Below are 24,865 nucleotides of genomic sequence, written 5' to 3'. Positions count from 1 at the left end.
ACCGATACAGATCTGTATCGTTTATAGGCCAATCGGGAGAATGGCCCGACGCCACCAACCAGGAGAAGACTATGCCTCGTGATCTCGCACACCAAAGCGCGGCGCGTCCGCGTGTCCACGCTCGTTCCGCCGCCTCCGCGCTCGAGCTGATCGACAGCCACGGCCAGGCCGTCACTGCGGCTGGCCTCTATGGGTCGCTCGCTGTGGTCTACGGCTGGTTCGGCGGCATGAAGTTCAGCCGCTATGAAGCGGAGGGCCTGGTCGGACTGGTCAGCAACAATCCTTTGCTGAGTTGGACCTATTCGCTCTTCAGCGTAGAAGGCTTCTCAAATCTTCTCGGCATCCTCGAATTGAGCATCGCGGCCCTCGTCGTGGTCCGGCTCATCAAACCGATTTATTCGCTCGTCGGCGGATTACTTTCGGCCGGGCTCTTTGCAACGACGCTCAGCTTTATGGTGACGACACCCGGCGTGTTTGTGCCCGAGCTCGGCTTCCCGGCGATCTCGGTCGCGCCCGGGCAGTTCCTGCTCAAAGACATCGGGCTTTTTGCCCTCTCCTTGTGGATCGCCGTCGATTCGTTTGCAGCGCTCCGTGCGGCACGGGCCGATTGACGAAAAACGTGACCCGACGGCCCGCCCTCATGCTTTCGAAATCCGAACACCATCTCCGGCAACCTGGCCGGCTGAACAAAGGAACATCTCACGCCGGCAGTTCGACCTGTGACGAAGCCATGACGCGGGGCCGGTGCAACGAGGTATTGCGCAAAAGTGCATCGGTCAGCGTCGTGGCCAGGACGAGGCCCCGCGCTGCGAATGTGGTGCGGGCAATCCGCCCCTATTGGAGACAAGGAAATGACCTATAGAAAGACTGACGAAGCGATCCGAAAACTGACGCCCGAGCAGACGCTGCCGACCCGCTCCGCATCGTGCTCGCCTGATCGTGGGAGAGGCCCCGCGGCCCAACGACGAAGCAACGACCACTTGGCACCCAGTGCACTGACCAAGTCGCATTGGCTGCCACAAGCGAGCCCGCTCCTTCGTCCTCTCTGGAAGGCTGCGGGCTCGCTGTCCCACACAACGTCATGAAAGGAGAATGTCGTCATGAATGCACGGTTCATCACAGGCGCAGCCTACACCGCCACCGCCCTGGCCATCACGATCGCAACCGGCATCCCGGCCGCCGCCCATGGCCCCACCGAAACGGTCACGCCACATTTCGAAAAGGCGATACCCAACATTCCGGGCAAGACGATGAAAGTGGTGATCGTCGACTACCCGCCGGGCGGCGCATCCGTCCCGCACAGCCACGCGGACTCGTCGTTCATCTTCGCCCACGTTCTCTCCGGGGAAATCGAATCGAAGGTCAATGACGGCCCGACACAAACCTACCGTGCCGGCGAAAGCTGGTACGAACCGCCGGCATCCAGGCACCTCGTCAGCCGCAACGCGAGCAAGACCAAGCCCGCAAGGCTGCTTGCTGTCTTCGTCCTTGATAGCGACGAAAAAACGCTGACCACGCCCATCAAGTAAACCCGACTTAAGGAACAGAACAAATGAGCAAGCGTCTCGACTACAACCAGATCGCACCGGCTGGCGCCAAGGCCCTTGGCGGTGTCTACGGTTACGTCCTGCAAAGTGGCCTGCCACCAGTGCTGGTCGAACTGGTCTATCTCAGGATCTCGCAGATCAACAATTGCGCCTACTGTCTCGACATGCACACCCGCGATCTTCTGAAGAAGGGCCAGCAGATTGAAAAGATCGCGTTGGTGCAGGCGTGGCGGGAAGCCGGTCACCTCTTTGACGGGCGCGAACGGGCGGCCCTCGCCTGGGCCGAAACCGTCACCCGTGTCGCCGAGACGGGTGTACCGGACGAGGCCTACGAGGCCGCACGCGCCGAGTTCAATGAGCGCGAACTCACGGACCTGACGATCGCGATCAGCCTGATGAACGCCTATAATCGCATGGCGATCAGTTTCCGCAACACGCCTCAGGCTGCGCTTGAGGCCTGACCTTCTACCCCAGAGGCGCGCGATCCTCACGCGCCTGTGGTCGGGGACGACCATGGTTCGGCAACACTGGCTGCTAACATCCGCCAACTGTCTGAAATCGTCCCATCAGTTCTATTTAAGCCAGAACCCGGCCATGTTCTAATCCTGCCAGGACTTTCTTGCACAGGAGGAACCAATGACCATCCAGTCGATAAGCATTTCCCAGAACTCGACGCTGACTAAGCGTTCGATCGCCCAGCTCCCGATCAACCTTTTCGGATCGGTGACGGGCATCACGGGCCTGAGCCTCGCCTGGCGCGAGGCCGCCAAGACGATCGGAATGCCGGCACTGCCGGGCGAGTATATCGGCTGGTCCGGCACTTTGATATTCCTGGGCCTCGCTGGCGCCTATGCGATAAAGTGGGCTCGCCACTACGCCGCTGTCGCTGCCGAATTCGCTCATCCGGTCCAGAGCAACTTCTTCGCGACGGTCGCCATAGGTCCGCTTCTGCAATCGGTCTTTCTTGGCCGCTATGATGCGATCGTCTCGCAAACGGTGTGGATAGCCGCTTCGGCCATGACCTTTGTCTTGGCCTATCTCGTCACCAGAGCCTTCATCGGCCGGCAGCAATCTCGCGAAACGACCCTGCCCCCGCTGCTCATTCCAGGCGTCGCCACCCTGGACATCGCGGTCACTGGCTACGCCATGCCGTTTTCCTGGGCACACGAAGTCAACATGCTGGCTTTCTCTATCGGCAGTGTCATGGCTGCAATATTCGTGGCCTTGATCTTCTCGCGCTTGCGACACGAGGATTCGGTCCCGGTGCTCGCCCGACCGTCCCTGATGGTCCTGGTCGCTCCGTTCGCCGTCGGCTTCCTCGCCTACACGAACGTCACAGGCACCGTCGATCTCTTCGCCACTGTCCTGTTCTATTTCGCTTTGTTCCTGATGCTCGTCCTCTCGCCGATGGTCTTCCGGACGCATGTTCCCTTCAGCATTGCCTGGTGGGCAATCAGCTTCCCTCTAGCCGCCCTTTCGATCGCGTTTTTCCGTTACGCTCGGGCCGTTCAAAGCGATATGCTCATCGGCCTGGCGGTCTTCATGTTTGTTCTCCTCGTCGTCGCGGTTGCTGTCGTTTTCATTCGCACCGTCAGCGTCATTCTGACCGGAAAACTTTTCGAGGTACGGTGATGTCGACGCACAGAATTGCAATCGTTGCGATGCAGGGCGTTCAATTGCTTGACGTTATCGGGCCGTCGGACGTCTTTGCCGAGGCGAACCGCCAAAGCGGCCGCGACCACTATTCAGTGGAAGTGGTCAGCACCTCTGGCAACCCCATAAGGGGTTCATCGGGGCTAGCCCTCATCCCCGATCACCTGATTGACGACGAACCGTGCGACTTTGACACGCTGCTTGTAGCAGGCGACCCGCTGATCCAGGAACGTCCCCTTCCCGAAGCGTTGTTGCTATGGGTGAAACGAATGTCCGAACGCACCAGTCGCTTCGGCTCTGTATGCTCGGGGGCCTTCGTGCTCGGAGAGGCGGGCCTGCTGGATGGAAAGAGAGCGACGACGCACTGGTCCCAGGCCGCCGAATTCGCGAAGCGATTTCCGGACGTGAAGCTCGAACCCAATCGCATCTTTACCAAGGACGGTAATGTCTGGACATCAGCGGGGGTTACAGCCGGCATCGATCTGGCCTTGGCAATCGTGGAACAGGATCTCGGGCTTGAAATTGCGCTCAAGGTTGCCCGAGAGTTGGTGGTCTTTCTGAAACGGCCGGGCGGACAGACGCAGTTCAGTACATTGCTTGCCGGTCAGGTTGCGCAAAAGACGCCGATCCGCGTCGCACAGGACTTCATCGCCGACAATCTCGCAGCCGACCTTACGGTTGGCGCAGTCGCGAATCGCGTAGGAATGAGCGAGCGAAATTTCTCAAGGCAGTTCAAGCAAGAGGTCGGGATGACGCCCGCCGACTATGTCGAGAGCATGAGGCTCGAGGCTGGCCGACGATTGGCCGAGGATACCAGGATACCCCTCAAGAAGATCGCCACGGATATCGGTTTCAACGATGACGTGGCCTTCCGAAGGTCCTTTTCTCGCCGGTTCGGCACCTCACCCGCTGCGTATCGACGAAGCTTCGGAACGTAGAATTGCCAGTGTCAGCGATCCCAGCCTGTGCGTCTATCCGCACGACGCTCCGCTCGATACATCAATCGATTGTAGCGGGCGCAGTGCTATGTGCGCCCACATGACGCGGATCGCCCGGCGCTCGTCGCGGTGCTCATACATTGGCGGGCCGATCAGCCTTGGGGTTGCCGCGTTTCATTACAGAAATGACGCAACCAAGCCTCTGTTCGAGATTTGTTACCCGCTTCGTAGTTGCGGATTGCCTGTCCGAGATCAGCAAAAGCCGGCCCTTCTTGGTCAGCGCCGATCTCAGCGAGACGCATCGTGTACCACGCGGTGATCCCGCCCTCCGGGGCGTCGGAGAATTTTGGGAAGAGCGGCTCGGATTTCCGGTCCGCCTTCCACATCATGGGAAGTGAAGGCTCCAGCACGAGCGCTCGTGCAAGACCGACAATATCGACTGCGCCGCTCGCCACAGCGTCCTCGGCCTGCGCGCGCGTCTTGAAACCACCTGTAAGCATAAGCGGCTTGGTTGTTACGGTGCGGGCACGCCTTGCAAACTCGAGAAAATAGGGTCCGCGTCCTGCTCTGTCGGAGGCAGACTTTGCTCCGGGGAAGTAGGTCCCACCGCTGATGTCGATCAGGTCGACCGAAGACCCATGGAGCGTCGCCACTACCTTGAGGGCATCTTCCTCGTCGAACCCGCCTTCAAGCTCGTCTGAGGAGTTGAGTTTCACAGCGATTGGAAAATTCGGCCCGACAGCGGCGCGTGTTGCCTCGACAGCCTCCAGCAACGGCCGCATACGATTGGCAATTGCGCCTCCGTATTCGTCGCTCCGTTTGTTGAAGAGTGGCGAAAGAAACTGACCAAGCAGGAACCCGTGCGCCGCGTGAATTTGCACACCGCCAAAACCGGCCTGCTGCGCTAACCGGGCTGTTCTCGCAAACTGCACCGGCAATTGGCGTGTTTCTTCGCGTGTTATTTCCGCGCAACGCAGTCCCGGCAGGTTGAAAGCACTCGGGCCTTTCGGGGTGCTGGTCGGCGCGTAGGCGAGTGCCCCGGCGTGGCCGAGTTGCAGCCAGAGTTGGGTGCCGTTTTCACCGCCATGTCGCGCCAGTTCGCAGAATCGCCCAAGATCGGAGGCCTCGTTGAGCACCAGATTACCAGGGTTTTCGGTGTAACCGGCGGTAAGCTGCACCTCGCCGATTATCGATACGGCCAAACCACCTGCCGCCCAGCGCTGATAAAGCCTGATCTGTTGAGGTGTCGGATGCCCGGTTCCATCGCCCAAGGCATCGGACATTGCTGACTTTGCAATCCGATTGCTCAAGGTGACGCCACAAGGCAGTTGGAGCGGTTCGAACAAAGGTGCACGTTGCAATTGAAACTTCGCGTCCATTTCCGCTCTCCTGAAGGTAACTTGGTTCGCCGGAAATCGTGTGATGAAAATGGACGATCCAATGAGCGCACTCTAGAGGCGGAGCTCAGTACGCGCTACTCAGTGACATTGAGAGGCATCCTCTCATACGGACGCTCGGCTATCGCGCAAGAACCAAGCAATAACCCGCGCCCAACCGAAGCATTTGTCCGGTTCGAGCGATGCCGTTCCGCCTCCACGCCGCAACGAACGGAAGATTTTCGAAAACACGCAAGCGCAGCACTCAAGCGATTGTACCCGACTAGGTGCCGGTGTGTCGAAACGCGAAACTTTCGGCTGTGACGGTGCAGGCAGTAGGCACGGGCGACGCCTATTCCCTTTGATATATTATGCGATCCCAAACGCACAAAACGGGAACATTGCGTGATCTTCCGATCTTGTGGTGCGCCATTATTCCCTTGCGATGCGCATGTCGCCGTGAGCCAGTCAGGCCCTTTTTGCAAGCAGCTATTGAGAAATACGACCATTGCAGCTCGTCATTCTCGGCGGTCTCCCGCGAACCAATGCGTTCCGCATCCAATTTCAACTTCTGCTTTAGGCGATAATCAGGATTAGGACGCGTGGCGAGAAAGTCCTTCAACAGATCACGTGTCATTCGTAGTGCAATGAAAAAAGTATCCGCCAGGTCGAAGTAGTCCTCGTCCGGTCGGGCCTTTTCGACCCCAAATAGATTGAAAAACACCCGGCCGCCCAAAGGATTGAGCTTCAATCGTATGTTGACGCTGTCGAGATGAACATAAGCTGACGAATCTTCGTCGGCGGCCGTTACCCACAGATACATCTCCGCTAGTTTCTCGCGGAGTATCTTGTCCCGCAGAGGCTGTTTCGTACCTTTCAGCTTCAACGTTGAGTACTTTTCTCCGTTCATTAACCTGGCCCCGGATTCTTCGACATCGTCCACGAGTGTGAGGCCGAAGAGCCTCATTGCGGCTTCGATTTGCATGCGGATCAATGCAGCGGCCGCAATCGTGTTGCGCTCACGGACGAGAGTTTCAAATGCATGAGCATTTGAAGTGCTCTTCGACACGAAAGCGAGCGAAAACCACTCTACATCAGCAAGAATGCAACCTTGGGGGGCGTAGGTCCCGTCCGGCATATGGCAGATTTCATCTGCCATGCTCCGGATACGGACCATCCGGCCTTCCAGTCCCGACGTCTCTTCAAGGTAAATCTCGTTGCTCTCACGCTGCATGGAATTTCATCGATCCTTAGGTTGAAAAATCCCGCCATCAGCAAGATGTGTCAGGCTCACGTGGATGGCTTCAGACGGTCGATGAGATCGACGAAACTGGGCGGTTCAACATCACTCCCCTGCCCAGGAAATGCCCTGAAAATTGCGTTGAGAGATTTCGCACCGGTCCAAGCAAGGAACATCAGATATTGGCGGCGCCACCAGGCGCCTGTACCGTCGCAACCAGTCCTCGCCGGCAAAAGTGCCGTCAATGTCGGCATCAACCAGACGATGGTCGTCTGGAGCCGCGCTGTTCGCGATCGGCTTCCGTCTTGGGTCCGGTCTAACGAGTATTGTCGGCGGCACAACCGTTCGGCCGAGAAGGATGGGCGACAGCTTGGCTGTTTCACCTCCGCTAAGCAACTAACGGTCCGCCATCGCCCGCGTCGCGATGGCGATCTCCATGGGCGGTCTTTGTGTCGCGCACTCGCTCTCGCTGTGGATTACAGCCACTATCGGCAAGGTGAGTGCCTCTGCATTTCTGACAATCGTGATTGTAACCGCGGCGCAACGAGGGGCGGCCGAGAGTGCCGCTGGCTGAGTTGTCCGCAGTTCTTGTGCAAAGAGATACGAACCGCAGACCCGTGAATTCATTGGTGCGGCGTAACGCTTATTTATGGAACTTGATGTGGCATTTAGACTTGAGGGTGCTTGGAACGTTTGCGGCCGTACTAACCGCAAGTTGCGACCCAAGCTGGGTGTTTAATATCGGCGAGCGACCGCCTTTGGCGGCGACAGAAAGGCCAACGGCGTCGGCAGAGACAAGCAATCCAGCATTTATGAAGCCGTCTTGAACGACCTCGAAACACGATGATCGCGCGCAAATGCACGCGCGGTCCTCGTGTATGAAGTTCGTGCAAATTCGACGGCTCGGAAAGGCGCACATGGCGCTTTCCATTCGCATTAGCCGAAACCTTGCCCCCGCTTAGAATCGTAGTTAGTCGGGCGTCGGCGACTCGCAGAGTATGAGCCGTTCCTGCTTGAGTTCCGCCCACAGGTCCTGCGGAATTTTATGGGCCATCAATTTCATGTTCCGCTCTACCTGGTCCCGCGAAACCGCTCCTGGAATCATGGAAGCCACGGATGGATGCCCCAACGGAAACTGAAGTGCTGCGGCGGCCAGCGGCACATCATGGCGCGCGCAGACTGCCTCTATGCGCTGAACCTTTTCCCTTATGTCAGCCGGGGCCGGCGCATAGTTGTAGCGTGCGCCCTCGACAGCGCCTGTCGCGAGAATACCGGAATTATAGGGGCCGCCTAACATAATACCTATCTCTCGCTCTTCGCACAGAGGGAGGAAATCGCTCAGTGCCCCCTGCTCGAGGAGCGTGTAGCGGCCGGCCAACAGGAAGAAGTCAAAATCGCCGGCCGCTGCGAATTCCATGCAGATATCGACTTCGTTAATGCCAACCCCGATTGCTCTCACAACGCCTTGCGACCGCAAATCATCGAGAACACGATACGCACCATCCATGGTCTCCTTGAACTTCTCTTCGTAGATCTCTCGCGTGCCGTGCGTCCATACGTCAACGTCATGAATGGTGAGGCAATCGATGCTCGAAATGCCTAGGCGTGCCATGCTCTGATCGATGGAGCGAAGGGTGCCTTCGCGCGTGTAGTCAAAGACGTGGTTAAAATCCAGGCCCCCCACATAGGGTGTCCGATCCAGAGGTTTTTCAATCGGAGGAACGAGATATCGGCCAACCTTCGTGGACAGTACAAAGCTGCCGCGGGGCTTTCGGTTGAGAACCGACCCGACAACGTGTTCCGATTTACCGTGTCCATAGAATGGCGAGGTGTCGAAAAGTGTCATCCCCCCGTCATAAGCCGCCTCAACGGTGCCTACGGCAACGTCGTGATCTATTTTGGCATTCAGTTCCCCCAAAGGGCCGCCACCGAACCCGATGATCGTGACATCTACGCCGCTTTTTCCCAGTTTACGTCTTGCTCTCGGGTCCATGCTATTGTCCTCGTCCTATGTTCTAAGATTAAGATCTGTTGATGGCTTATCGCGCTCTCGCGATATGTCGCGCGGTTTCGCAATGGCTTGAAAAGTGTCCCAACCCTCGGCTACGGAGGTCACCGTCATAGACAGGGGCGATGCGCAATCTGGTAGTAAGATCACTTCGAATGATGGGGGGACGTCACACTGCCCAACGTTATTGGGCAACTCACATCTTCACCGGCCGTTGACTGGCGTAGTGGCACTTCCGCCTTTCAATACATCTACAACATTGCGAACTGCGAGCTCGACCATTCCCGTCCGAGCTTCCACAGTGCCGCTCCCTATGTGCGGCGTCAGAACCACGTTGGGTATGTCGGCCAGGCCTTGGGCTAGTTTGGGTTCCTGTTCGAAGACGTCGAGGCCGGCTCCAGCAATGGTGCGGTTGCGCAAGGCGTCGATCAGCGCCAGCTCATCTACGACAGGCCCGCGTGCTATGTTGATCAGATGCGCTTTCGGCTTCATCAGTGCCAAAGTTCGAGCGTTTCCAGTGTGGCGGGTCTCCGAACTTAACGGCACGCACAGTACCAAAAAATCAGCAGTGCGGAACACATCGTCCAATGGAAGCCATGTCGCCTGCAGGCTGTGTTCAATGGCGGGATCGACTGGCTTTCGGTTGTTGTAGACAACCCTCATGTTGAAGCCCCTCGCCCGCTGAGCCACAGCTTGGCCGATGCGGCCCATACCGATGATGCCAATCGTCCGTCCACTGATCTCCGCGCCCCAGAGAAGCTTGAATTGATTTTTCGTGTAAAGGCCATCGCGAATGTATCGATCAGCTTCGGCAATCCGCCGCGCGGATGCCAAGAGCAGTGCAAATCCCATGTCGGCTGTGGCCTCAGTCAGAATATCCGGCGTATTGGTGACCACGATGCCAAGCTTGGAGGCAGCGCCGACATCGATATTGTCGTAGCCGACGCCGACGTTGGCGATGACCTTGAGGCTGGGACCAGCCGCTTCCATCATCTGCCGTGATACCCCCATGCCATTGACCACAGCACCCTGTTTACCCGAGAGGCGGCGGCCGAAATCGCTTGGGGACATTGCAGCCTCTGAGGAATCATGATGATCGACAATAATGTCGGCCGGAATGCTGTCGCGCACCGTTTCGGGCAGCCAAGAGTAGATGAATGCAGACGGTTGCATGTTGTAGATCCTTGATAAAGGTGGAAATCGGTAAGTGTGCTGAGGTCATCTCGCTAAGAGAGAGCTTCGACGACGCGGCCGAGATAACGCAGACCGTCACCGCTGACGGCCAGGCCGTCGCCACCATAATGTTCGATGATAACCGGGCCTGCATACCCATCCTGCAGAGCGAAGGTCAGTAGCTTCCGGTAGTTGATAAGCCCTGCCGGCAGGGCAGCCGGATGTGTGAGTGTCAGACCCGTTTGTGGGTGCTCCAGATAGGCATAATTCTTTACATGCCAGTAGTTCGTGACCGGCAGCAAATCCAACGCCATCTGCTCCCAGTCGATAATGTCAGACTGCAGGCGAACGAAATTGCCCAGATCAGGATTGAGACCAAAGCTCGGATGATCAACGGCGTCAAACATTCGCAGTGCATCATTCGCTGAACCTACGAAGGTATCGGGGAATAGCTCCAGAGATACTCTTACACCGAGATCTTCTGCATAGACGCTGAGCTCCCGGAGAGCAGCGACCGTTTCATCCCACTCCTGTGGATCTGCAAGGGTCTGTCGCTGGTTCCAGAACCAGAACGGACCCCCGGGCTGTCGTGGAACCATGCTATGCAAGCCAAGGCAGACATAGGGTATATTGAGGCGTGAGGCACTGGCGATAACGTCTTTCGTATATTCGAGATGGGAGCATCGGTTGCCACGATCCGCCAGGGAACGGTTGGCAACGACGCAGCCGATCGCGGTCAAATCGAGATCCGCCAGGACACCTGCAAATTCGCTGCGTCGCCCATCGTCAAGTTTGCGAATATCCAGCCACCCATTGGAGATTTCCAGAGCCTTGAAACCTTCAACGGCGACTGGTTTCAACATCCGATACCATTGGTTCGGGGTTGCTGCGGCCACATCGTTACAATTGCTATAGGAGGACGGAAATTGCAGCATCCCTGCGGCAAAAACCGGTTCTCCCAAAGATCCGGAGATAGCAGTCGGCACGATGTCGACAGTCGGACGGGGGCATTGTGTCATGAGTTTTCCTTGGGCAATGGGCGGCAGATGCGCTGCCGCCCCAAACTGGGTAAGCGTTACTTCTTGCCCCAGATCTTCATGTACTCGTCGCGATAACCATTTTGTGGATCGAACGTATTGTTGGCTCCGCCATCAAATTCGATGTTGGCGGTCGTGACGACATGCAATGGCGTGACGTAGTCGGACCATCCCTGCCCCGCCAGCGCCCGGTTCATCTCATCAATTGCTTGCCAACCCTGCAAGCTCAAGGGTTCGGCCACGGTTACGGCCTGGTATTGCTTGGCACGAATGCGCTGATACGCTGATGCAGATCCGTCGCCGGCCGAGACATTGATCGGGCGATCAATTCCGCCGAGGCCCGCCGCACTCAACGATGGGGCGATGAAATCAAAGTAGAGATCGTTGACCGCCAGTGAATGAGTCCATTTGGTGCCGTATCTCTGGAGCAAAGTCGATGCCAATTGCGGCATACGGGTCGACGTGTCTGCAATCGGGGTGTCGACATATTCCAGCACAGTTCCACCAAGATCTTCGATGGTCTTTTTCAGGCGATCCGCCTTAGCAATGGCCATTTCATAGGTCGAATCTGTGAAAATGACGACACCAGGTTTGCCGCCCGCGTCGAGATAGGCCCAGTAGGCTGCAGCGTCGGCAACGGCGTCAGGGTCAGTGGTGATATTCCCGAAAATGCCATCTTCCTCGAGTGGCCCGGCTTTGGAACTTGCGTGCCAGGAAACGACCGGAATGTTGGCTTTATTTGCGGCTTCCACGCTCTGTTTCTGCTCGACTGAGTCCACCCCTGCAATGATGATGCCATTGGGTGAGGTGGCGAGAGCTTGTCCCATGGCGGCTGCCCGGCCGGAGACCGAACCCTGGCCATCGAGAACACGAACGCTCCAGCCAATCGCGGCAGCAGCTTCCTTCATTCCCTCGACAGCACCCAAAACCCCGCCGTTGCGCAGATCGCCGGCAACGATGACGATCGATTGATCGGGTTTGGCAACTGGACCCTTGGTCGGACCATCCCATTTTTCGACCTTGGTCGCATACTTGTCGACAAAGGCCTGCGCGTCTGCTTTTGTGTCGGCAAATGCCATTGGCATCGACACAGACAGCGCGAGCATAGAAAGTAGAACAGTTCTTCTCAGCATTATCACTCCTCCCAGAGTTGGTTACTTGCGGGCAGCGCCCTTGCGCCGCTGTGCATATCCAGCAAATCCGATGGCCACGAGTAGGGTTACGCCGTTGAACATCGGCTCCACCCAGAACGACCCACCTATTTGCTGAATTCCTGAAATCCCGACCGCTAGAATGGTGACACCGATGATGGTACCCCAAACGTTGACGCGGCCAGGACGAATGGTTGTCGAGCCGAGAAACGCTCCCACGAGCGCCGGCAGAAGATACTCAAGGCCTACGCTGGCTTGGCCAATGCGCAGTTTAGATGCCAGGATTACTCCGGCCAAAGCCGTGAGGAGCCCCGACGAAAGAAAGGCGCCCATAACGAACTTGCGGGTCGGGATGCCGTTCAAGGTCGCGGCGCGTGAATTAGCGCCGATTGCGTAGAGATAACGGCCAACGGGCGTGTACTCCAACACCACCCACAACAGCAGTGTGATCGCCAAGACATAGAAACCCGTGATCGGCACGCCGAACAGAAATGTGCCATTGATGGCATAAAATCCCTCGGGCAAAGTTCCCATGATCTGCCGGCCGCCGGTATGGGCAAGAGCGAGAGCGTAAAGGACGGTTCCAGTGCCGAGCGTTGCGATAAACGCATCGATCTTGGCGACTTCAACCAACAGCCCGTTTATCAGGCCTGTCACGGCACCAAGTAGCAAGACTACTGCCACGGCAACCGGCCAAGGCAGGCCAAGTGCGGTCTGCAAAGAGATGGCGAGAATGTGCCACAATACAATGCCGTAGCCGACAGTGAGATCAATGCGCCCTGCCGCCATGGGGATCATCGCCGCAAGGCTCAGTATCGCGATGATCGACTTGTCTGAGACAACCGAGCGAACGTTCAGCAAGGTCGGAAATGTATTCGGCATCATGACGGAAAATATGAGGATTAGGGCGATCGTCAGAAAAACCAGGCCATAGACGGGCGCAAGTCGCGTGGCTTTCTCGGTGACCGATAGACCCCGCAGGTCGGCAGCGGTCGGTTCAAGCGCGTCGGATTGAAGGGATTGCATATGTATTGTCCTCCCGATGGGATTTATTCGCTCGCTGAGGCGGCGCTTATGAGAAACGGTGTTGTGAGATTGTCGCCTGAGAGCTCGGCGACGACCTTGCCGCGACTGAACACCAGTGCTCGATGGCAGATATCGGCGATTTCCTCGAAATCAGTTGAAACCACGAGAACCGCCATACCTTTTGAGACGGCATCAAATAGCAATGAATAGATTTCGGCCCTGGCGCCCACATCCACGCCAGCCGTGGGATCTTCCGCGACCAACAACTTGCGATTGGTCGATAGCCACCGTCCGACAATGACCTTTTGCTGGTTGCCACCAGAAAGAGCCTCTATCGGAAGCGTCGGATCATTGGGCGACAGTGCCACTTCACGACCAAGCGCTATCGCATGCCGCTCTTCCTCGCCGCGACTGCGGAAGGAGAGCAGCGTCCGACCGCTTGCAAGGGGGTTGATAAAGGCGTTTTCCCGAATAGTTAGCGCGGTTGCGAGCGATTCCACCGTTCGCTCACGCGCAACTAGTCCTATGCCGGACGCCATGGCTGAGCGTGGACTTGATAGATTAGGAACGGCCCCGTCTAGCAGAACTCGGCCAATGTGCGGCATCTCGCCAAACAGGCTCCTGCCAACCTCCTCATGACCGGCTCCGCGCAAGCCGACAAGGCCAACCACTTCGCCCCGGAGTAGCTCGAGATCAACCGGCCCAACGGTCCCAGTCATGTAGTTACTTAGATGGAGCGCCAGCTTTCCAGGATGGACTTCGGGACGCGAGAAATCACGCGTCTTGCGCCCGACGATCAGATTGACGAGTTCGTCCGGCTCCGTGGTTGCGACTTCGCGTGCTCCAGCAACAAGTCCATCCCGTAGAACGACCACACGTTCAGCAATTCGGAAAATTTCATCGAGCCGGTGCGAGACGTAAATCATGCCCACGCCTTGGTCGCGTATGGTTCGCATGACCTTAAACAGGCGCTCCACTTCATCAGCTGGCAGGCTTGCTGTTGGCTCGTCCAGTACCAAGAAGTCACACTTAACCGCGAGCGCTCGGGCAATTGCCACCAACGCTTTTTCCGTGTGGCCGAGATCCGAAATTCGCGTAGACGGATCAATGTCACAATCGACGGTCCTGAGTGCCGACCGCGCCGCATCGCCAACAGCATCCCAATCGACAAGACCAAATTTCCGCGGGTAGCCGAGCGCCAGCGCCATATTTTCCGCGATACTCATCCATTGAATCAGGCCCAGGTCCTGATGAATGAACGCGACAGGTTGTGCGTGATTAACCCGGCCAGGCGCATGACTGTAGAGCTGTCCGTCTATGTGCACCTGACCGCGATCCGGTGTGTAAATACCACCGAGGATTTTGATCAGAGTGGACTTCCCGGCACCGTTTTCGCCAAGCAAGGCAACGACCTCGCCACGCTTGACGCGCATCGACACGCCTCGAAGCGCATGTGTACCGCCGAAGGATTTTTCGATGTTGGAGAATACCAGTCCGGCGTGCTCAACCGTATCATTGTTTATGAAAGTGGCGGCGTTGATCATAGCAAGTTCACTCCCCGACGATTTAGCGACACGGCGTATAGGCTCGTCGAAGCGGTGATGAACAACTGATGGAGAGCCCGCCCCCCAAAGCAAACATTGGACACGGTCTCGGGTACTAGTATTTTCCCGAGAAGCTCCCCCTCAGGCGAAATGCAATGCACCCCGTCAGCAGCTGACGACCAGATGTTGCCGTCAGTATCGACACGCAATCCGTCCGCCACTCCGGGCGTGATTGTGTGAAACGCGTTGCCACCGCTTAGCGTCCCGCTGGTGCTGCAGTTGAACGCCCTGATGTGGGTTGGATCCCCACCGAACATCCGCCCTGTATCTGCCAGATAGAGCCTGTCTTCGTTCGGTGAAAAGGCGAGACCATTTGGGCCATTGGCATCTGTGACGACAGCTTCAATGTTTCCGTTGCGGGGGTCGACGCGGTAGACGTTACAAGGCAGTTCCTGCTCCGCGCGCGCGCCTTCATAGTCAGTCATGATCCCGTAATGAGGATCGGTGAACCAGATCGTCCCATCCGATTTAACGATGACATCGTTCGGGGAATTGAGGCGCTTGTCCTTGTATCGGTCGGCAATTACCGTGACGATTCCATCAAGTTCGGTGCGGGTTACACGGCGCTCACCATGTTCGCAGCTGATGAGCCGACCCTGACGATCTCGGGTATGACCATTGGAAAAATTCGAGGGGTCACGATAAATCGATATGCCGGCGCCTGGCGTCCAGCGCATTATTTTGTTGTTCGGTATATCGGAAAACAGCAGGCATCCGGAGTCTGCAAACCAAACCGGCCCCTCAACCCAGGCAAAACCAGATGCGAGCTGTTTTAGTGGCGCGTTTGCGAGCACGTAACTCCGGAACACCGGATGGTTTATTTCAAAAAATGACACGTTTGCCTCCCCTCCGATCCTTGCAACGGGACCGCATGTGAATTATGGTATCGATACCATTTTTGATGTCAAGAAGGTTCTCGATATGGAGCTCACAAAATCGAGCAGGCAACTTACACATGAAGGAGCCCTCCTTATGCTGTGGGCTGCAGTCGGTGCAGCGGATGGTTTGCGCCAACCCCAATGTGTTGTCATTGTAGATGCCAGCGGCGTGACAATTGGCAGCTTGCGTATGACGGGTGCCAAATTTCTCAGTCTGAAAAGCGCATCGGCCAAAGCAACGACGGCAGCGTCCATCGGCCGGCCGTCCGACATGATTCCCGAAAGCGCACGCTCCGCAATCGGCCTAGCCACAGATGGACAGGTCACTGGTTTGCGAGGTGGCCTTCCTATCCGTATTGATGGCGATTTGGTCGGGGGAATCGGAGTTGGCTCTGGCACCGGAGATCAAGATTACGATGTCGCCATCGCGGCGCTCATGGCAATCGGTGCGGAAATACCATCGACCTGACAAGTGAAGATTTGGACCACTTCGATCCCGTACCGTGGGATTGCTCTCACGTCGGTAAGCACGGCTAGAGTCGCGATTAACGCCGAGATGTATTACTCGATCACACGTGAAAAACGCCAGCGCTTGATTGCGGCGGAACTAGCGCGATATCTTACTTATTCGACAAATTGGCACGGGACGTGAATGACCGAAAAAAAATCAGACAAACTCGCGCGAACGGGCACTCGCAGCGCGGTCACCCTTCAGCAAGTTGCCGAGCGCGCCGGCGTGGGCGTGATGACCGCATCGCGTGCCATCAATTCACCCCACATTGTTTCCGAAAAATTGCGCCTGCGTGTACAAGCAGCTATCCGGGATCTCGGCTATCTACCAAATGAGTATGCTGGCCGTCTGTCTTCAAATCGTTCAAAAATCGTCGTCTTCGTCTTACCCTCCGTCTCGATCGGGGTTTTCCGCTTCATCATTCAGGGAGCTGAAGAGGTACTCAGCCCACTTGGATATCAGGTGATGGTTACTTCCGGGTCGTATTCGCTTGAAGAGGAAGAAGTTGCTTGTTGGAGAATTCTTGGCTGGCGACCGGAGGGCGTTGTGCTCTCCGGAACAGACCATACTGAGGCGATGCGCGCAATGCTGCTGGCGGCTGACATCCCGGTGGTAGAAGCTTTGGAACTCGGGGATCAAGCGATCGATATCAATATCGGCCTATCGCATCAGGAGGCAGGTCGGGCCGCCGCCCGCCATCTGTTCGAACGGGGTTACAGGCGCCTTGGATTTCTTGGCTCAAGTATGAAAAACGATTATCGCGCGCAGCGGAGGCGTGAGGGATTCCTCGGTGTCGTCCAAGAGGCAGGCCTATCGGTTCACTGGGACGTTGACCACCCGGGGAAAGTGAATTTCGAAACGGGAGCGGTGGCGGCGACGCACCTCATCGAATCGGCAAACAACGTCGATGCTATTTTCTGCTCTTCTGATGAACTTGCCGTTGGGGCTGTTGGAGCGACTCTGCGTGCTGGTAGGAAAATACCGCAGGACTTGGCTATCATCGGATTCAACGATCTCGATATCAGCTCCCATATGGTCCCTTCTATCACATCCATCCGCACTCCTCGCCTTGAAATCGGGCGTTTAGCCGCAGACGCTATTCTGACTCGGATTGACGGTGGCCAGTATCCCAAGCGGGTTGATGTGGGTTTTGAACTTATTGTTCGAGAAACGACCTGATACTGTGGCCGCGGCGCGGTACCGAGTTGTACTCGGCCTCAGGCTAACATGGTGCCTTTAGAAGAGACCATAATTCAATTGCCGCGCGGAGCTTGCTCGGATATTCCGAATATCATCGCAGATCCAGCGAGAAAGAGGGTAAGAAATGTCTGAGCATCCAAGTCATGGCGCCCCGTCGGAATGGGATCCCGCATTGGATGCAGTGACTGCTGCGCCTGAGAACCATTTGGTGTTGCACGAGGATGAATTTATCCGCGTGCTTTCAGTTACCCTGGCGCCCGGAGAAACGGGAAAGGTTCATCACCATCGTTTCCCGTCGGTTATCATCATGGATCGAGCGGCTCAAACGAGTGATTTTGATGGACTGACTGGCGAAGAAATCCACCCAAGCGGAAGCGGACATTCTGCGGACGAGCTTCCATTTATAGTCGTAATGCCGCCTCAGCCCCTGCACTATGTACGTAACCGCGATGACAAAGTCGCTCACGGGATACGCATAGAATTTAAACAAGGGCTTCCGAAGAGGTAGCATTCGTCACTAGCGCCAAGAATACGCCGGCCAACGTCGCTCCTTCTAGTGGTAGACCCATGTGTGAAGGTATGAAGGGTAGTCTTCATTTAAGAACCGTAGCTATCTCCGGAGACGTTAAACGCCTGCAAGCCGAAGCTTGAAACCGTTCTCCCATAATGTCGCGGGCTTCGTCGACGGCGCAGATGAAATTGCCGGCGGGCAGACACCCCTCGCTAAAGACATGCATGCAGGTTGTGTGGAGTTGTCACGTTGCCTTTCGGAGAACGGACGGCCCGCGTTGCCGTTATAGATCAGGCGGTGGCACCCGTGACGGCTTTCCAGTGCGCCATGGCGTGCAAGCGTTAGAGGTGGATGGCCAGTGCGGATCGTTTGTGAGGCGGGGTGACAAAGAGATTTCGCAGCGCCGAGAATGAACCGCTGCAAGCTGCCGGCCGATCGGAAACCCTGCATCATGCGTTCTCGTTTTCGCACCGGCAGATGAGAATTTTCCGCTCGATTGTTGAGACCCTTGTGGGATCGGTGCTCGACAGCCGGCATAACCTCACGCTTGGCCGCGCCATACGAACGGAACTTGTCGGTGATGATCCGCTTGGGCGGCATTCCCGCCTTCTTCAGTAGCCTGGTGAGCAGCCGCTTGGCGGCCTTCGTATCGCGTCGGCTCTGAACAATCTCGTCGAGAACGTAGCCGTCCTGATCAACGGCACGCCAAAGCCAGTGTTTGCGGCCGGCGATGGAAACCACCACCTCGTCCAGATGCCAGACGTCGCGGCGCGACGGCCGAGCGGTAGAAACCTGCAATGCACCTGCTCGAGGAGTGCGTAACGTCCGGCAAGCGTTGCGCATATTGGCTAAGCCCGAAACCTTGCAATTGCAATTGCAACTAAAGTGGCGAGCCGTCCTTTAAGGCTCGCCCTCGATCTGAGCTACAGCTTCAGCGCACTATTCACCGGGATATGCGAGGCCGATCTGTTTCCGAACCATATCCAGCACCTCCATAATGGCCAGACTCTGTTCCGGAGCGAGGATCGACGAATTATTTCCTGTCCGGACCAGACCTTCCATTTCGAATGCCTGGAACTGCATGCCACGGCCGGGCACCTCTTCCACGAACTCCTCAATCACCACGCCATTTTGATCGACGATCTTGAAAGAAGTCGGCATGTACCACACAGAAGCGATCTCGATCCGCGCTTTGCTGCCGTAGACGACGGCAACATTAGGACCGGCACAATCGAGCGCCGAGACAGTTGTTGAAATAGCACCCCCTTGATGCTGCATCACAGTCGCAATTTCCGCATCTACGCCCGTGCTAGAAAAACGAGCTGATGCCTGAATAGAAGTAGGGATGCCCAGAAGATCGCAAGCGAAGGAGATAGGATATATTCCGAGATCAAGGAGCGCGCCCCCACCGAGCTCGAGCCTGTTCAATCTATGCTTTGGATCAGCCGGAAGATACTGCCGGTGCTCGGCTGAGATGGAACGTACTTCGCCTATGGCTCCCGATTCCACGATCTGCCGGATTTTGAGCATGTGAGGCAGGAACCGCGTCCACATCGCTTCCAGGACCACAAGCTTCTTTTCGGCAGCCCGATCGACAACCTGTCGAGCCTCTTTTGAATTCAATGTAAATGGCTTTTCCACGAGCACATGCTTCCCGGCGTTCAGGGCCAGAAGTGACGCTTCGACATGGTTGGGATGGGGCGTTGCTACGTAGATAATATCGACGTCTGGATCGGCAACAAGAGCCTCATAGCTCCCGTGAAAATTCGGTATTCCGAATTGTTCGGCAAAGATCTTCGCCTTACCTAGTGACCTGGATCCGACTGCAGCGACCCTGAGGCCTGCTGAGATGAGATCCTGCGTGAAGAGTTCAGCGATCCATCCGGTCGCCAATATACCCCAACCAAGTTTGGTTTTCATTCGTTGTCCCTTCAAAGTATCAGTTGCAAAATCAAAGTGATACAAAGTCTGCATCAGAAAAATGACCCTTCAGCATGCTCGGGCAAACGCGACGACTGTTGTATCAGCATTGTTGTGGCCAGCCTTCTCCCAATTCCATGGAGAAGCCAGGGCAATTGTGTCCTTCTATCGATGTGCTCGAAGAGCCTAACCCTCGGAATCTTCGCAAGCTCGAGTACGGCAATTGTGTTTCTACAAGAAGTCCTGATTAGGCCTCAACAAGACCAAACTTGAGCTACTCCATATCGCTGACATTGCATCAACGTTCTGGGTCCCTATGGTATCGATACCATATCATTTGTCAAGCAAGGGATCGTAGTATGGAGCTTGACCCTGTCAAACAGACAGCTAACCCATGAAGGGGGAACCTTTTCCAAGGTTGCGCACGAAGGCCACGGCGGCGGTGGCGTGAACGATCCGATCGAGGGTTCGGCGGAATTCGCGATCGCAACGTCTCGTAAGGAGTTGTCACGGGTGACAAAGAGATTTCGCAGCGCCGAGAAGATCGAAATGAACCGCTGCAAGCTGCCGGCCGATCGGAAACCCTGCATCATGCGTTCTCGTTTCGCAGCAGCAGAACGGCACCAGAAAACCAGTGTTTGCAGCGGACAACAGGTGACCTTCCAGAAAGTTCGCCGGTTCCGAGCAGACGCGTATAAGCTATCGCCCTGGCCCAGGAATTGATAGCCAATGTAGTGACGGCGAGCGTTGTGTTTGGACGGCAGGGCCGATCAATCACGATGATTCGATCTCAGTCACATAGGCGATAACAATTGAACTTGTCCATGCACCAAAGCCGGCCATAACGCTGCCAGATCCTCTTCTCAACGCACAGCCAGATCGCAAATCTATTCTATCGTCATTACCGGAGCGAGATTGATCGCGCCCGATTGACACGTCTCGCTTACGACGTCCGGCGGATGCGTTCCCGGTAGGCGCCGGGGCGGATACCGAAGCGGCGGTGAAAAGCCTGGTAGAAACGAGACACGCAGCCGAAGCCAGCTTCGAAGGCCACCAAGGTGACTGCGATATCGGAACAGGCCAACAATGATTGCGCGGTATCCAGTCGGTGTTGGATAATCGCCTGGTTGATGGTCATGCCCAGCGCGCGCCGGTAAAGCGATGTCGCATAATTAGGGTGCAGGCCCACATGCGCGGCCACATCAGGCACGCCGATATCTTCCAAAGCATGCTCGCCGATAAAGCGAAGCATCCTTTCCACGTGTTCGACGCGAGCAACGGTGTCGCCGAAGCCAGGCATCTCTACCGAGGCGCTTTCCCTGAGGTCCCGCCAATTGTCCCGTGCCAACCTGCGAACGCGCGCCGAAATCTCCTGCCTGGTTATATCGGCCGCCTCGTCCTCACCGGACACGAGATCGGCACGCCACCGCAAGAACTGCGCACGCTCCCCGTCATCGGCCTCATTGGGCTCGATCATGCTACCGCGGAAAACCGCTTCGCGAAGCTGATTGATATTCGGCAGGTCAAGAAACATCGAGAGCGGCAGATAGAGGCAGACGAACTCCGTCTCCTCTTCGCAGTCCACCACCTGATGAGGAACCATGCCCCAGAACAGGCAGAACCGGTTCGCGTTCACGGTGATACGCCGCTGGTCGAAACTATAGGTCATCGCCCCCTTTAGCACAAAGTTCATTTCCACCTGGCTGTGCATGTGCGGGGTCTTCATACGCTTAACGCGTGTCAACGAGCCGGCGCAGAGCCGGTGGCCGCCATAGATGACCAGCGGATAGGCTGCGCCCAGCTCAGGACGAACCGGAACTCCTCCAAGCCAGTCAATTTCTCGTCGATCTACAGTCATGATCTTTGAAAACAGGAAACCAAGTCGGAAAACCGCGTAGAACACTACGGAATTCCAACCTAGCGTCAAGGCGTTATCAACGGCAACAGGTTTGCCGCTTTCGCCGAAGGAGATGGCGAGAGATACCGGGAGGAAGACACATGCCTATCGTGCACATGTTGCGTGCCCTTGCCCTTGGAACCGCCCTCGCCGCGGCGCCCGCCCTGGCGAGCGAACTCGTGATCAACGCGGACAAGACCGACCCGCCATCGAAGAAGATGATGGATGCCGTCATTGCTGATTTCCAAGCAGAATATCCTGCCATCACGGTCAAATGGAACAATTTTGACCATGAGGGCTACAAGTCGGCGATCCGCAACTTTCTCACCGCCAACCCGCCGGATATCTTCGCCTGGTACCCCGGCAACCGCATGATGCCGTTTGTCAAAGCCGGGTTGGTGGAAGACGTGACCGATGTTTGGGAAAAAAACAAGCTGGATGACACACTGAAATCCTCCGCCAAGTCGGTCGAGGCGGACGGCAAGAAATGGGGCGTGCCCTATTCCTATTACCCTTGGGCGATCTATTACCGGAAAGACATTTTCGACAAGCTGGGCATCGCTCCGCCAAAGACCTGGAACGAACTCCTGGCCGCCTGTGCGGCGCTGAAGACCGCTGATATCACGCCCTTTGCCATTGGCACCAAGGCTCTTTGGCCAGCGGGCGGCTGGTTCGACTATCTCGACCTCCGTGTGAACGGCTATGAATTCCACATGGACCTGACGGCGGGCGAGGTGTCCTATGAAGATCCCAGGGTGAAGGCCGTATTTGAGAAATGGGCCGAGCTGGTTAGGCCGGGCTATTTCCTGGAAAACAATGCTGCCATCGACTGGCAGGAGGCAATCCCGCAGTTTGTCCAGGGCAAGGCCGCCATGTATCTGATGGGAAACTTCGCGGTGCCGATGATGAAGGATGGCGGGCTGAAGGCGGAGCAAATCGGCTTCGTGCCATTTCCAGAGGTGACCCCTGGCGTGCCACGTGCCGAAGACGCGCCGACAGAGGCCTTTTTCGCGGCTTCAGGCGGTAACAACAAGGCAGACGCGCGCACCTTCCTTGCCTATCTCGCTCGCCCGGACGTACAGGCAAAGATGAACGGTTTCACAGGCCAGATCGCCGCCAATAACCGGTCGCCATCGCCTAACGATCCATTGCTGAAGGCAGCGACGGAAACGCTGGCTACTGCCTATGGCCTCGCCCAGTTCTATGACCGCGATGCGCCGGCGGAAATGGCCAAGGCGGGCATGGAAGGCTTCCAGCAGTTCATGCAGTCGCCGGATAAGCTCGACGCCATCCTGGCGCGGCTGAACAAGGTCCGCAGCCGCGCCTACGGCGAATGATCGCCACGCGCTCAGGCTGCGACGGCATCCGGCGGGGCATGACGCCCTTTCCGGATGCCGGTTTTCTTGCTTCCAGACACTGCGGAGTAACACATGATAACCCTGACCCATGAAATGGGGCGGACGTGCCACGCCAGTTGGCGCCGTCAGTTTGTGCCCTTTGCCTTCCTGGCACCCGCGTTGGTGATGTTTACCGCCTGCGTGCTTTACCCGATTGCCGATAGCCTCTGGCTCAGCCTGTATGACTGGGACGGGCTAGGGCCGAAGACATTCATCGGACTGGCCAACTATATTGAGCTTTTCGACGATGACGCCTTTTACACAGCGCTCGTCAACAATCTGCTCTGGCTGCTGTTCTTCCTGCTGGCGCCACCCCTGGGTCTAGGCCTTGCACTACTGCTTAACCAGACGGTCACGGGCATCCGACTTTACAAATCGCTCTTCTTCTTCCCGTTTGTCCTCAGCCAGATTGTCGTCGGCATCGTCTTCAGTTGGTTCTATGCGCCGGATTTCGGACTGCTTACCGCGCTGATCAAGACATTGGCGGGGGCCCAAACCGCCATTCTGGCCGACGAGCGCTTTGCCACCTATGGCATCATCGCCGCCGGTCTCTGGCCACAGATTGCCTATTGCATGATCCTCTATCTCACCGGCCTCAACAACATCAATCCGGAGCTGATCGAAGCGGGCCGCATGGATGGTGCGCGGGGCTGCCGCCTGTTCTGGCATGTTGTGCTTCCGCAGCTCGGGCCCGCCACCTTCATCGCCGTCGTTGTCACCATCATCGGCTCGCTACGCTCCTTCGATCTGGTCTCGATCATGACCGCGGGCGGCCCCTATGGGTCTACGCGCGTGCTCTCCTTCTACATGTACGAGCAGGCGCTGTCGGAATTCGGCTACCGGATGGGTTACGGCGCCGCCATTGCTGCAGTTCTGTTTGCCATCATGATGGTCTTCATCAGCCTCTTCATCCTGCACATGTTCAAAAAAGAAAGGGCTGGATGATGTTTCCCACACCGATCGCAAAAGCCTCCATCCCCACGCGCCTGGCCTACCGACTGCTCCTGCCGGTCAGCCTCGTCTTCTGGCTGCTTCCACTCATCGGCGTGCTGATGACATCGGTTCGGCCGCTCGGTGACCTCGCGGCCGGCAACTATTTCGGTCCGCCGTCGCGCATCGATTTCACCGAAAACTACGGCGCGCTGTTTTCCAGCTCGCCCATCGGCCATTACCTCCTGAATTCACTGCTGATCACGCTGCCGTCCGTGGCGGGGGCCATCGCGCTGGCTTGCCTTGCCGGCTTCGCGCTCAGCACCTACAGGGTCCGCGGTAATCTCTTCATCTTCTTCCTGTTCGTCGCGGGCAATTTCGTGCCGTTCCAGATCCTGATGGTCCCGGTGCGCGATCTCGCACTGCGGTTGGGAGTCTATGACTCCATTCTCGGTCTCGCACTGTTCCATATGGCGTTTCAGACCGGGTTCTGCACTCTGTTCATGCGCAATTTCATTCGCCAGCTGCCCTATGCGCTCATTGAGGCGGCGCGGATCGAAGGGGTGAGTGAGATCAAGATCTTTATTCATGTGGTGCTGCCGCTGGTGCGACCCGCCATCGCCGCGCTTTCGGTGCTCGTCTTCACCTTCGTCTGGAACGATTACTTCTGGGCCATGGTCATGGTGCAGGGCGAACACGCTATGCCGGTGACGGCGGGGCTCTATGCGCTCAAGGGCCAATGGATCGCCGCCTGGAATCTCATCGCGGGCGGCGCGGTCGTCGCGGCGTTGCCGCCTGCCGCCATCTTCTTTCTCATGCAACGCCATTTTATCGCCGGGCTGACGCTTGGCGCCACAAAAGGATGACA

22 protein-coding genes and 2 pseudogenes are annotated in these 24,865 nt (G+C 56.9%); 11 read left to right on the top strand and 13 right to left on the bottom strand.

Features of this window, described 5'->3' with window-relative positions; genetic code table 11:
* Nucleotides 1-71: 71 nt before the first annotated feature.
* The 5 genes from IB267_RS17190 to IB267_RS17170 all read left to right on the top strand — a co-directional run bounded on the left by IB267_RS17190 (nucleotide 72) and on the right by IB267_RS17170 (nucleotide 4,138).
* A complete protein-coding gene (locus IB267_RS17190; RefSeq protein WP_192448692.1) occupies nucleotides 72-611 on the top strand; it encodes a YkgB family protein in 540 nt (179 codons plus the stop codon).
* A gap of 489 nt (nucleotides 612-1,100) precedes the next feature.
* Nucleotides 1,101-1,529, top strand: a complete 429-nt coding sequence (locus tag IB267_RS17185; protein ID WP_192448691.1) for a cupin domain-containing protein — start codon at nucleotides 1,101-1,103, stop codon at nucleotides 1,527-1,529.
* Nucleotides 1,530-1,552: 23 nt separating this feature from the next.
* Nucleotides 1,553-2,008 (top strand): carboxymuconolactone decarboxylase family protein, encoded by a 456-nt coding sequence (locus tag IB267_RS17180; RefSeq protein ID WP_192448690.1) that lies wholly within the window; start codon nucleotides 1,553-1,555, stop codon nucleotides 2,006-2,008.
* Nucleotides 2,009-2,183: 175 nt separating this feature from the next.
* On the top strand, nucleotides 2,184-3,179 hold the full coding sequence (locus IB267_RS17175; RefSeq protein WP_192448689.1) for an SLAC1 anion channel family protein: 996 nt from the start codon (nucleotides 2,184-2,186) through the stop codon (nucleotides 3,177-3,179).
* Entirely contained in the window at nucleotides 3,179-4,138 is a 960-nt protein-coding gene (locus IB267_RS17170; protein ID WP_192448688.1) for a GlxA family transcriptional regulator, read from the top strand. The genes IB267_RS17175 and IB267_RS17170 overlap by 1 nt, the downstream gene beginning before the upstream one ends.
* A 152-nt stretch (nucleotides 4,139-4,290) precedes the next feature.
* Here IB267_RS17170 and IB267_RS17165 read toward each other — a convergent pair whose 3' ends face one another.
* The 9 genes from IB267_RS17165 to IB267_RS17125 all read right to left on the bottom strand — a co-directional run bounded on the left by IB267_RS17165 (nucleotide 4,291) and on the right by IB267_RS17125 (nucleotide 15,589).
* Nucleotides 4,291-5,517, bottom strand: coding sequence for an NADH:flavin oxidoreductase/NADH oxidase family protein (locus IB267_RS17165; protein WP_192448687.1), 1,227 nt, complete (start codon nucleotides 5,515-5,517; stop codon nucleotides 4,291-4,293).
* A gap of 349 nt (nucleotides 5,518-5,866) precedes the next feature.
* On the bottom strand, nucleotides 5,867-6,748 hold the full coding sequence (locus tag IB267_RS17160) for a hypothetical protein (protein ID WP_192448686.1): 882 nt from the start codon (nucleotides 6,746-6,748) through the stop codon (nucleotides 5,867-5,869).
* A 976-nt stretch (nucleotides 6,749-7,724) separates the two neighbouring features.
* Nucleotides 7,725-8,747, bottom strand: a complete 1,023-nt coding sequence (locus IB267_RS17155; RefSeq protein ID WP_192448685.1) for an aldo/keto reductase — start codon at nucleotides 8,745-8,747, stop codon at nucleotides 7,725-7,727.
* Between the two features lie 219 nt (nucleotides 8,748-8,966).
* A complete protein-coding gene (locus IB267_RS17150) occupies nucleotides 8,967-9,935 on the bottom strand; it encodes a D-glycerate dehydrogenase (RefSeq protein WP_192448684.1) in 969 nt (322 codons plus the stop codon).
* Between the two features lie 53 nt (nucleotides 9,936-9,988).
* Nucleotides 9,989-10,954 (bottom strand): sugar phosphate isomerase/epimerase, encoded by a 966-nt coding sequence (locus IB267_RS17145; RefSeq protein WP_192448683.1) that lies wholly within the window; start codon nucleotides 10,952-10,954, stop codon nucleotides 9,989-9,991.
* A 56-nt stretch (nucleotides 10,955-11,010) separates the two neighbouring features.
* A complete protein-coding gene (locus tag IB267_RS17140) occupies nucleotides 11,011-12,105 on the bottom strand; it encodes a substrate-binding domain-containing protein (RefSeq protein WP_192448682.1) in 1,095 nt (364 codons plus the stop codon).
* 21 nt (nucleotides 12,106-12,126) lie between these two features.
* A complete protein-coding gene (locus IB267_RS17135) occupies nucleotides 12,127-13,149 on the bottom strand; it encodes an ABC transporter permease (protein WP_192448681.1) in 1,023 nt (340 codons plus the stop codon).
* 23 nt (nucleotides 13,150-13,172) lie between these two features.
* Nucleotides 13,173-14,693 (bottom strand): sugar ABC transporter ATP-binding protein, encoded by a 1,521-nt coding sequence (locus IB267_RS17130; RefSeq protein ID WP_192448680.1) that lies wholly within the window; start codon nucleotides 14,691-14,693, stop codon nucleotides 13,173-13,175.
* A complete protein-coding gene (locus IB267_RS17125; protein WP_192448679.1) occupies nucleotides 14,690-15,589 on the bottom strand; it encodes an SMP-30/gluconolactonase/LRE family protein in 900 nt (299 codons plus the stop codon). The genes IB267_RS17130 and IB267_RS17125 overlap by 4 nt, the downstream gene beginning before the upstream one ends.
* An 85-nt stretch (nucleotides 15,590-15,674) precedes the next feature.
* On the opposite strand from IB267_RS17125, the gene IB267_RS17120 reads away from it, so the two are divergent.
* From IB267_RS17120 to IB267_RS17110, 3 genes are all read left to right on the top strand, one after another.
* Nucleotides 15,675-16,100: a heme-binding protein gene (locus IB267_RS17120; protein WP_192449255.1), complete on the top strand. Its 426-nt coding sequence runs from the start codon at nucleotides 15,675-15,677 to the stop codon at nucleotides 16,098-16,100.
* Nucleotides 16,101-16,283: 183 nt separating this feature from the next.
* Entirely contained in the window at nucleotides 16,284-17,321 is a 1,038-nt protein-coding gene (locus IB267_RS17115) for a LacI family DNA-binding transcriptional regulator (protein ID WP_192448678.1), read from the top strand.
* A 145-nt stretch (nucleotides 17,322-17,466) separates the two neighbouring features.
* Nucleotides 17,467-17,850 (top strand): hypothetical protein, encoded by a 384-nt coding sequence (locus tag IB267_RS17110; protein ID WP_192448677.1) that lies wholly within the window; start codon nucleotides 17,467-17,469, stop codon nucleotides 17,848-17,850.
* A gap of 344 nt (nucleotides 17,851-18,194) precedes the next feature.
* Here IB267_RS17110 and IB267_RS17105 read toward each other — a convergent pair.
* The 4 genes and pseudogenes from IB267_RS17105 to IB267_RS17090 form a co-directional block, all read right to left on the bottom strand.
* Nucleotides 18,195-18,639: pseudogene (locus IB267_RS17105) on the bottom strand (IS6 family transposase); the annotation flags it as partial.
* Nucleotides 18,640-18,792: 153 nt separating this feature from the next.
* Complete coding sequence (locus tag IB267_RS17100; RefSeq protein ID WP_192448676.1) at nucleotides 18,793-19,773, bottom strand: Gfo/Idh/MocA family protein; 981 nt, start codon at nucleotides 19,771-19,773, stop codon at nucleotides 18,793-18,795.
* 515 nt (nucleotides 19,774-20,288) lie between these two features.
* A pseudogene (locus IB267_RS17095) lies at nucleotides 20,289-20,378 on the bottom strand (IS6 family transposase); the annotation flags it as partial.
* Nucleotides 20,379-20,716: 338 nt separating this feature from the next.
* Nucleotides 20,717-21,676, bottom strand: a complete 960-nt coding sequence (locus tag IB267_RS17090) for a helix-turn-helix domain-containing protein (protein WP_371742554.1) — start codon at nucleotides 21,674-21,676, stop codon at nucleotides 20,717-20,719.
* A 95-nt stretch (nucleotides 21,677-21,771) separates the two neighbouring features.
* Between IB267_RS17090 and IB267_RS17085 the strand changes: the two genes are divergently transcribed.
* The 3 genes from IB267_RS17085 (at nucleotide 21,772) to IB267_RS17075 (ending at nucleotide 24,863) form a co-directional block, all read left to right on the top strand.
* Nucleotides 21,772-23,007 carry an ABC transporter substrate-binding protein gene (locus IB267_RS17085; protein ID WP_192449253.1) on the top strand — a complete coding sequence of 412 codons (1,236 nt, stop codon included), beginning with the start codon at nucleotides 21,772-21,774 and terminating at the stop codon, nucleotides 23,005-23,007.
* Nucleotides 23,008-23,193: 186 nt separating this feature from the next.
* Entirely contained in the window at nucleotides 23,194-24,012 is an 819-nt protein-coding gene (locus IB267_RS17080) for a carbohydrate ABC transporter permease (protein ID WP_192449252.1), read from the top strand.
* On the top strand, nucleotides 24,012-24,863 hold the full coding sequence (locus IB267_RS17075) for a carbohydrate ABC transporter permease (protein WP_192449251.1): 852 nt from the start codon (nucleotides 24,012-24,014) through the stop codon (nucleotides 24,861-24,863). The genes IB267_RS17080 and IB267_RS17075 overlap by 1 nt, the downstream gene beginning before the upstream one ends.
* The last annotated feature ends 2 nt before the right edge of the window (nucleotides 24,864-24,865 follow it).

It is taken from the genome of Ensifer sp. ENS09 (genome assembly GCF_014852425.1).
Lineage (GTDB): Bacteria > Pseudomonadota > Alphaproteobacteria > Rhizobiales > Rhizobiaceae > Ensifer.
This window is presented reverse-complemented; position numbering and strand designations above follow the sequence as displayed.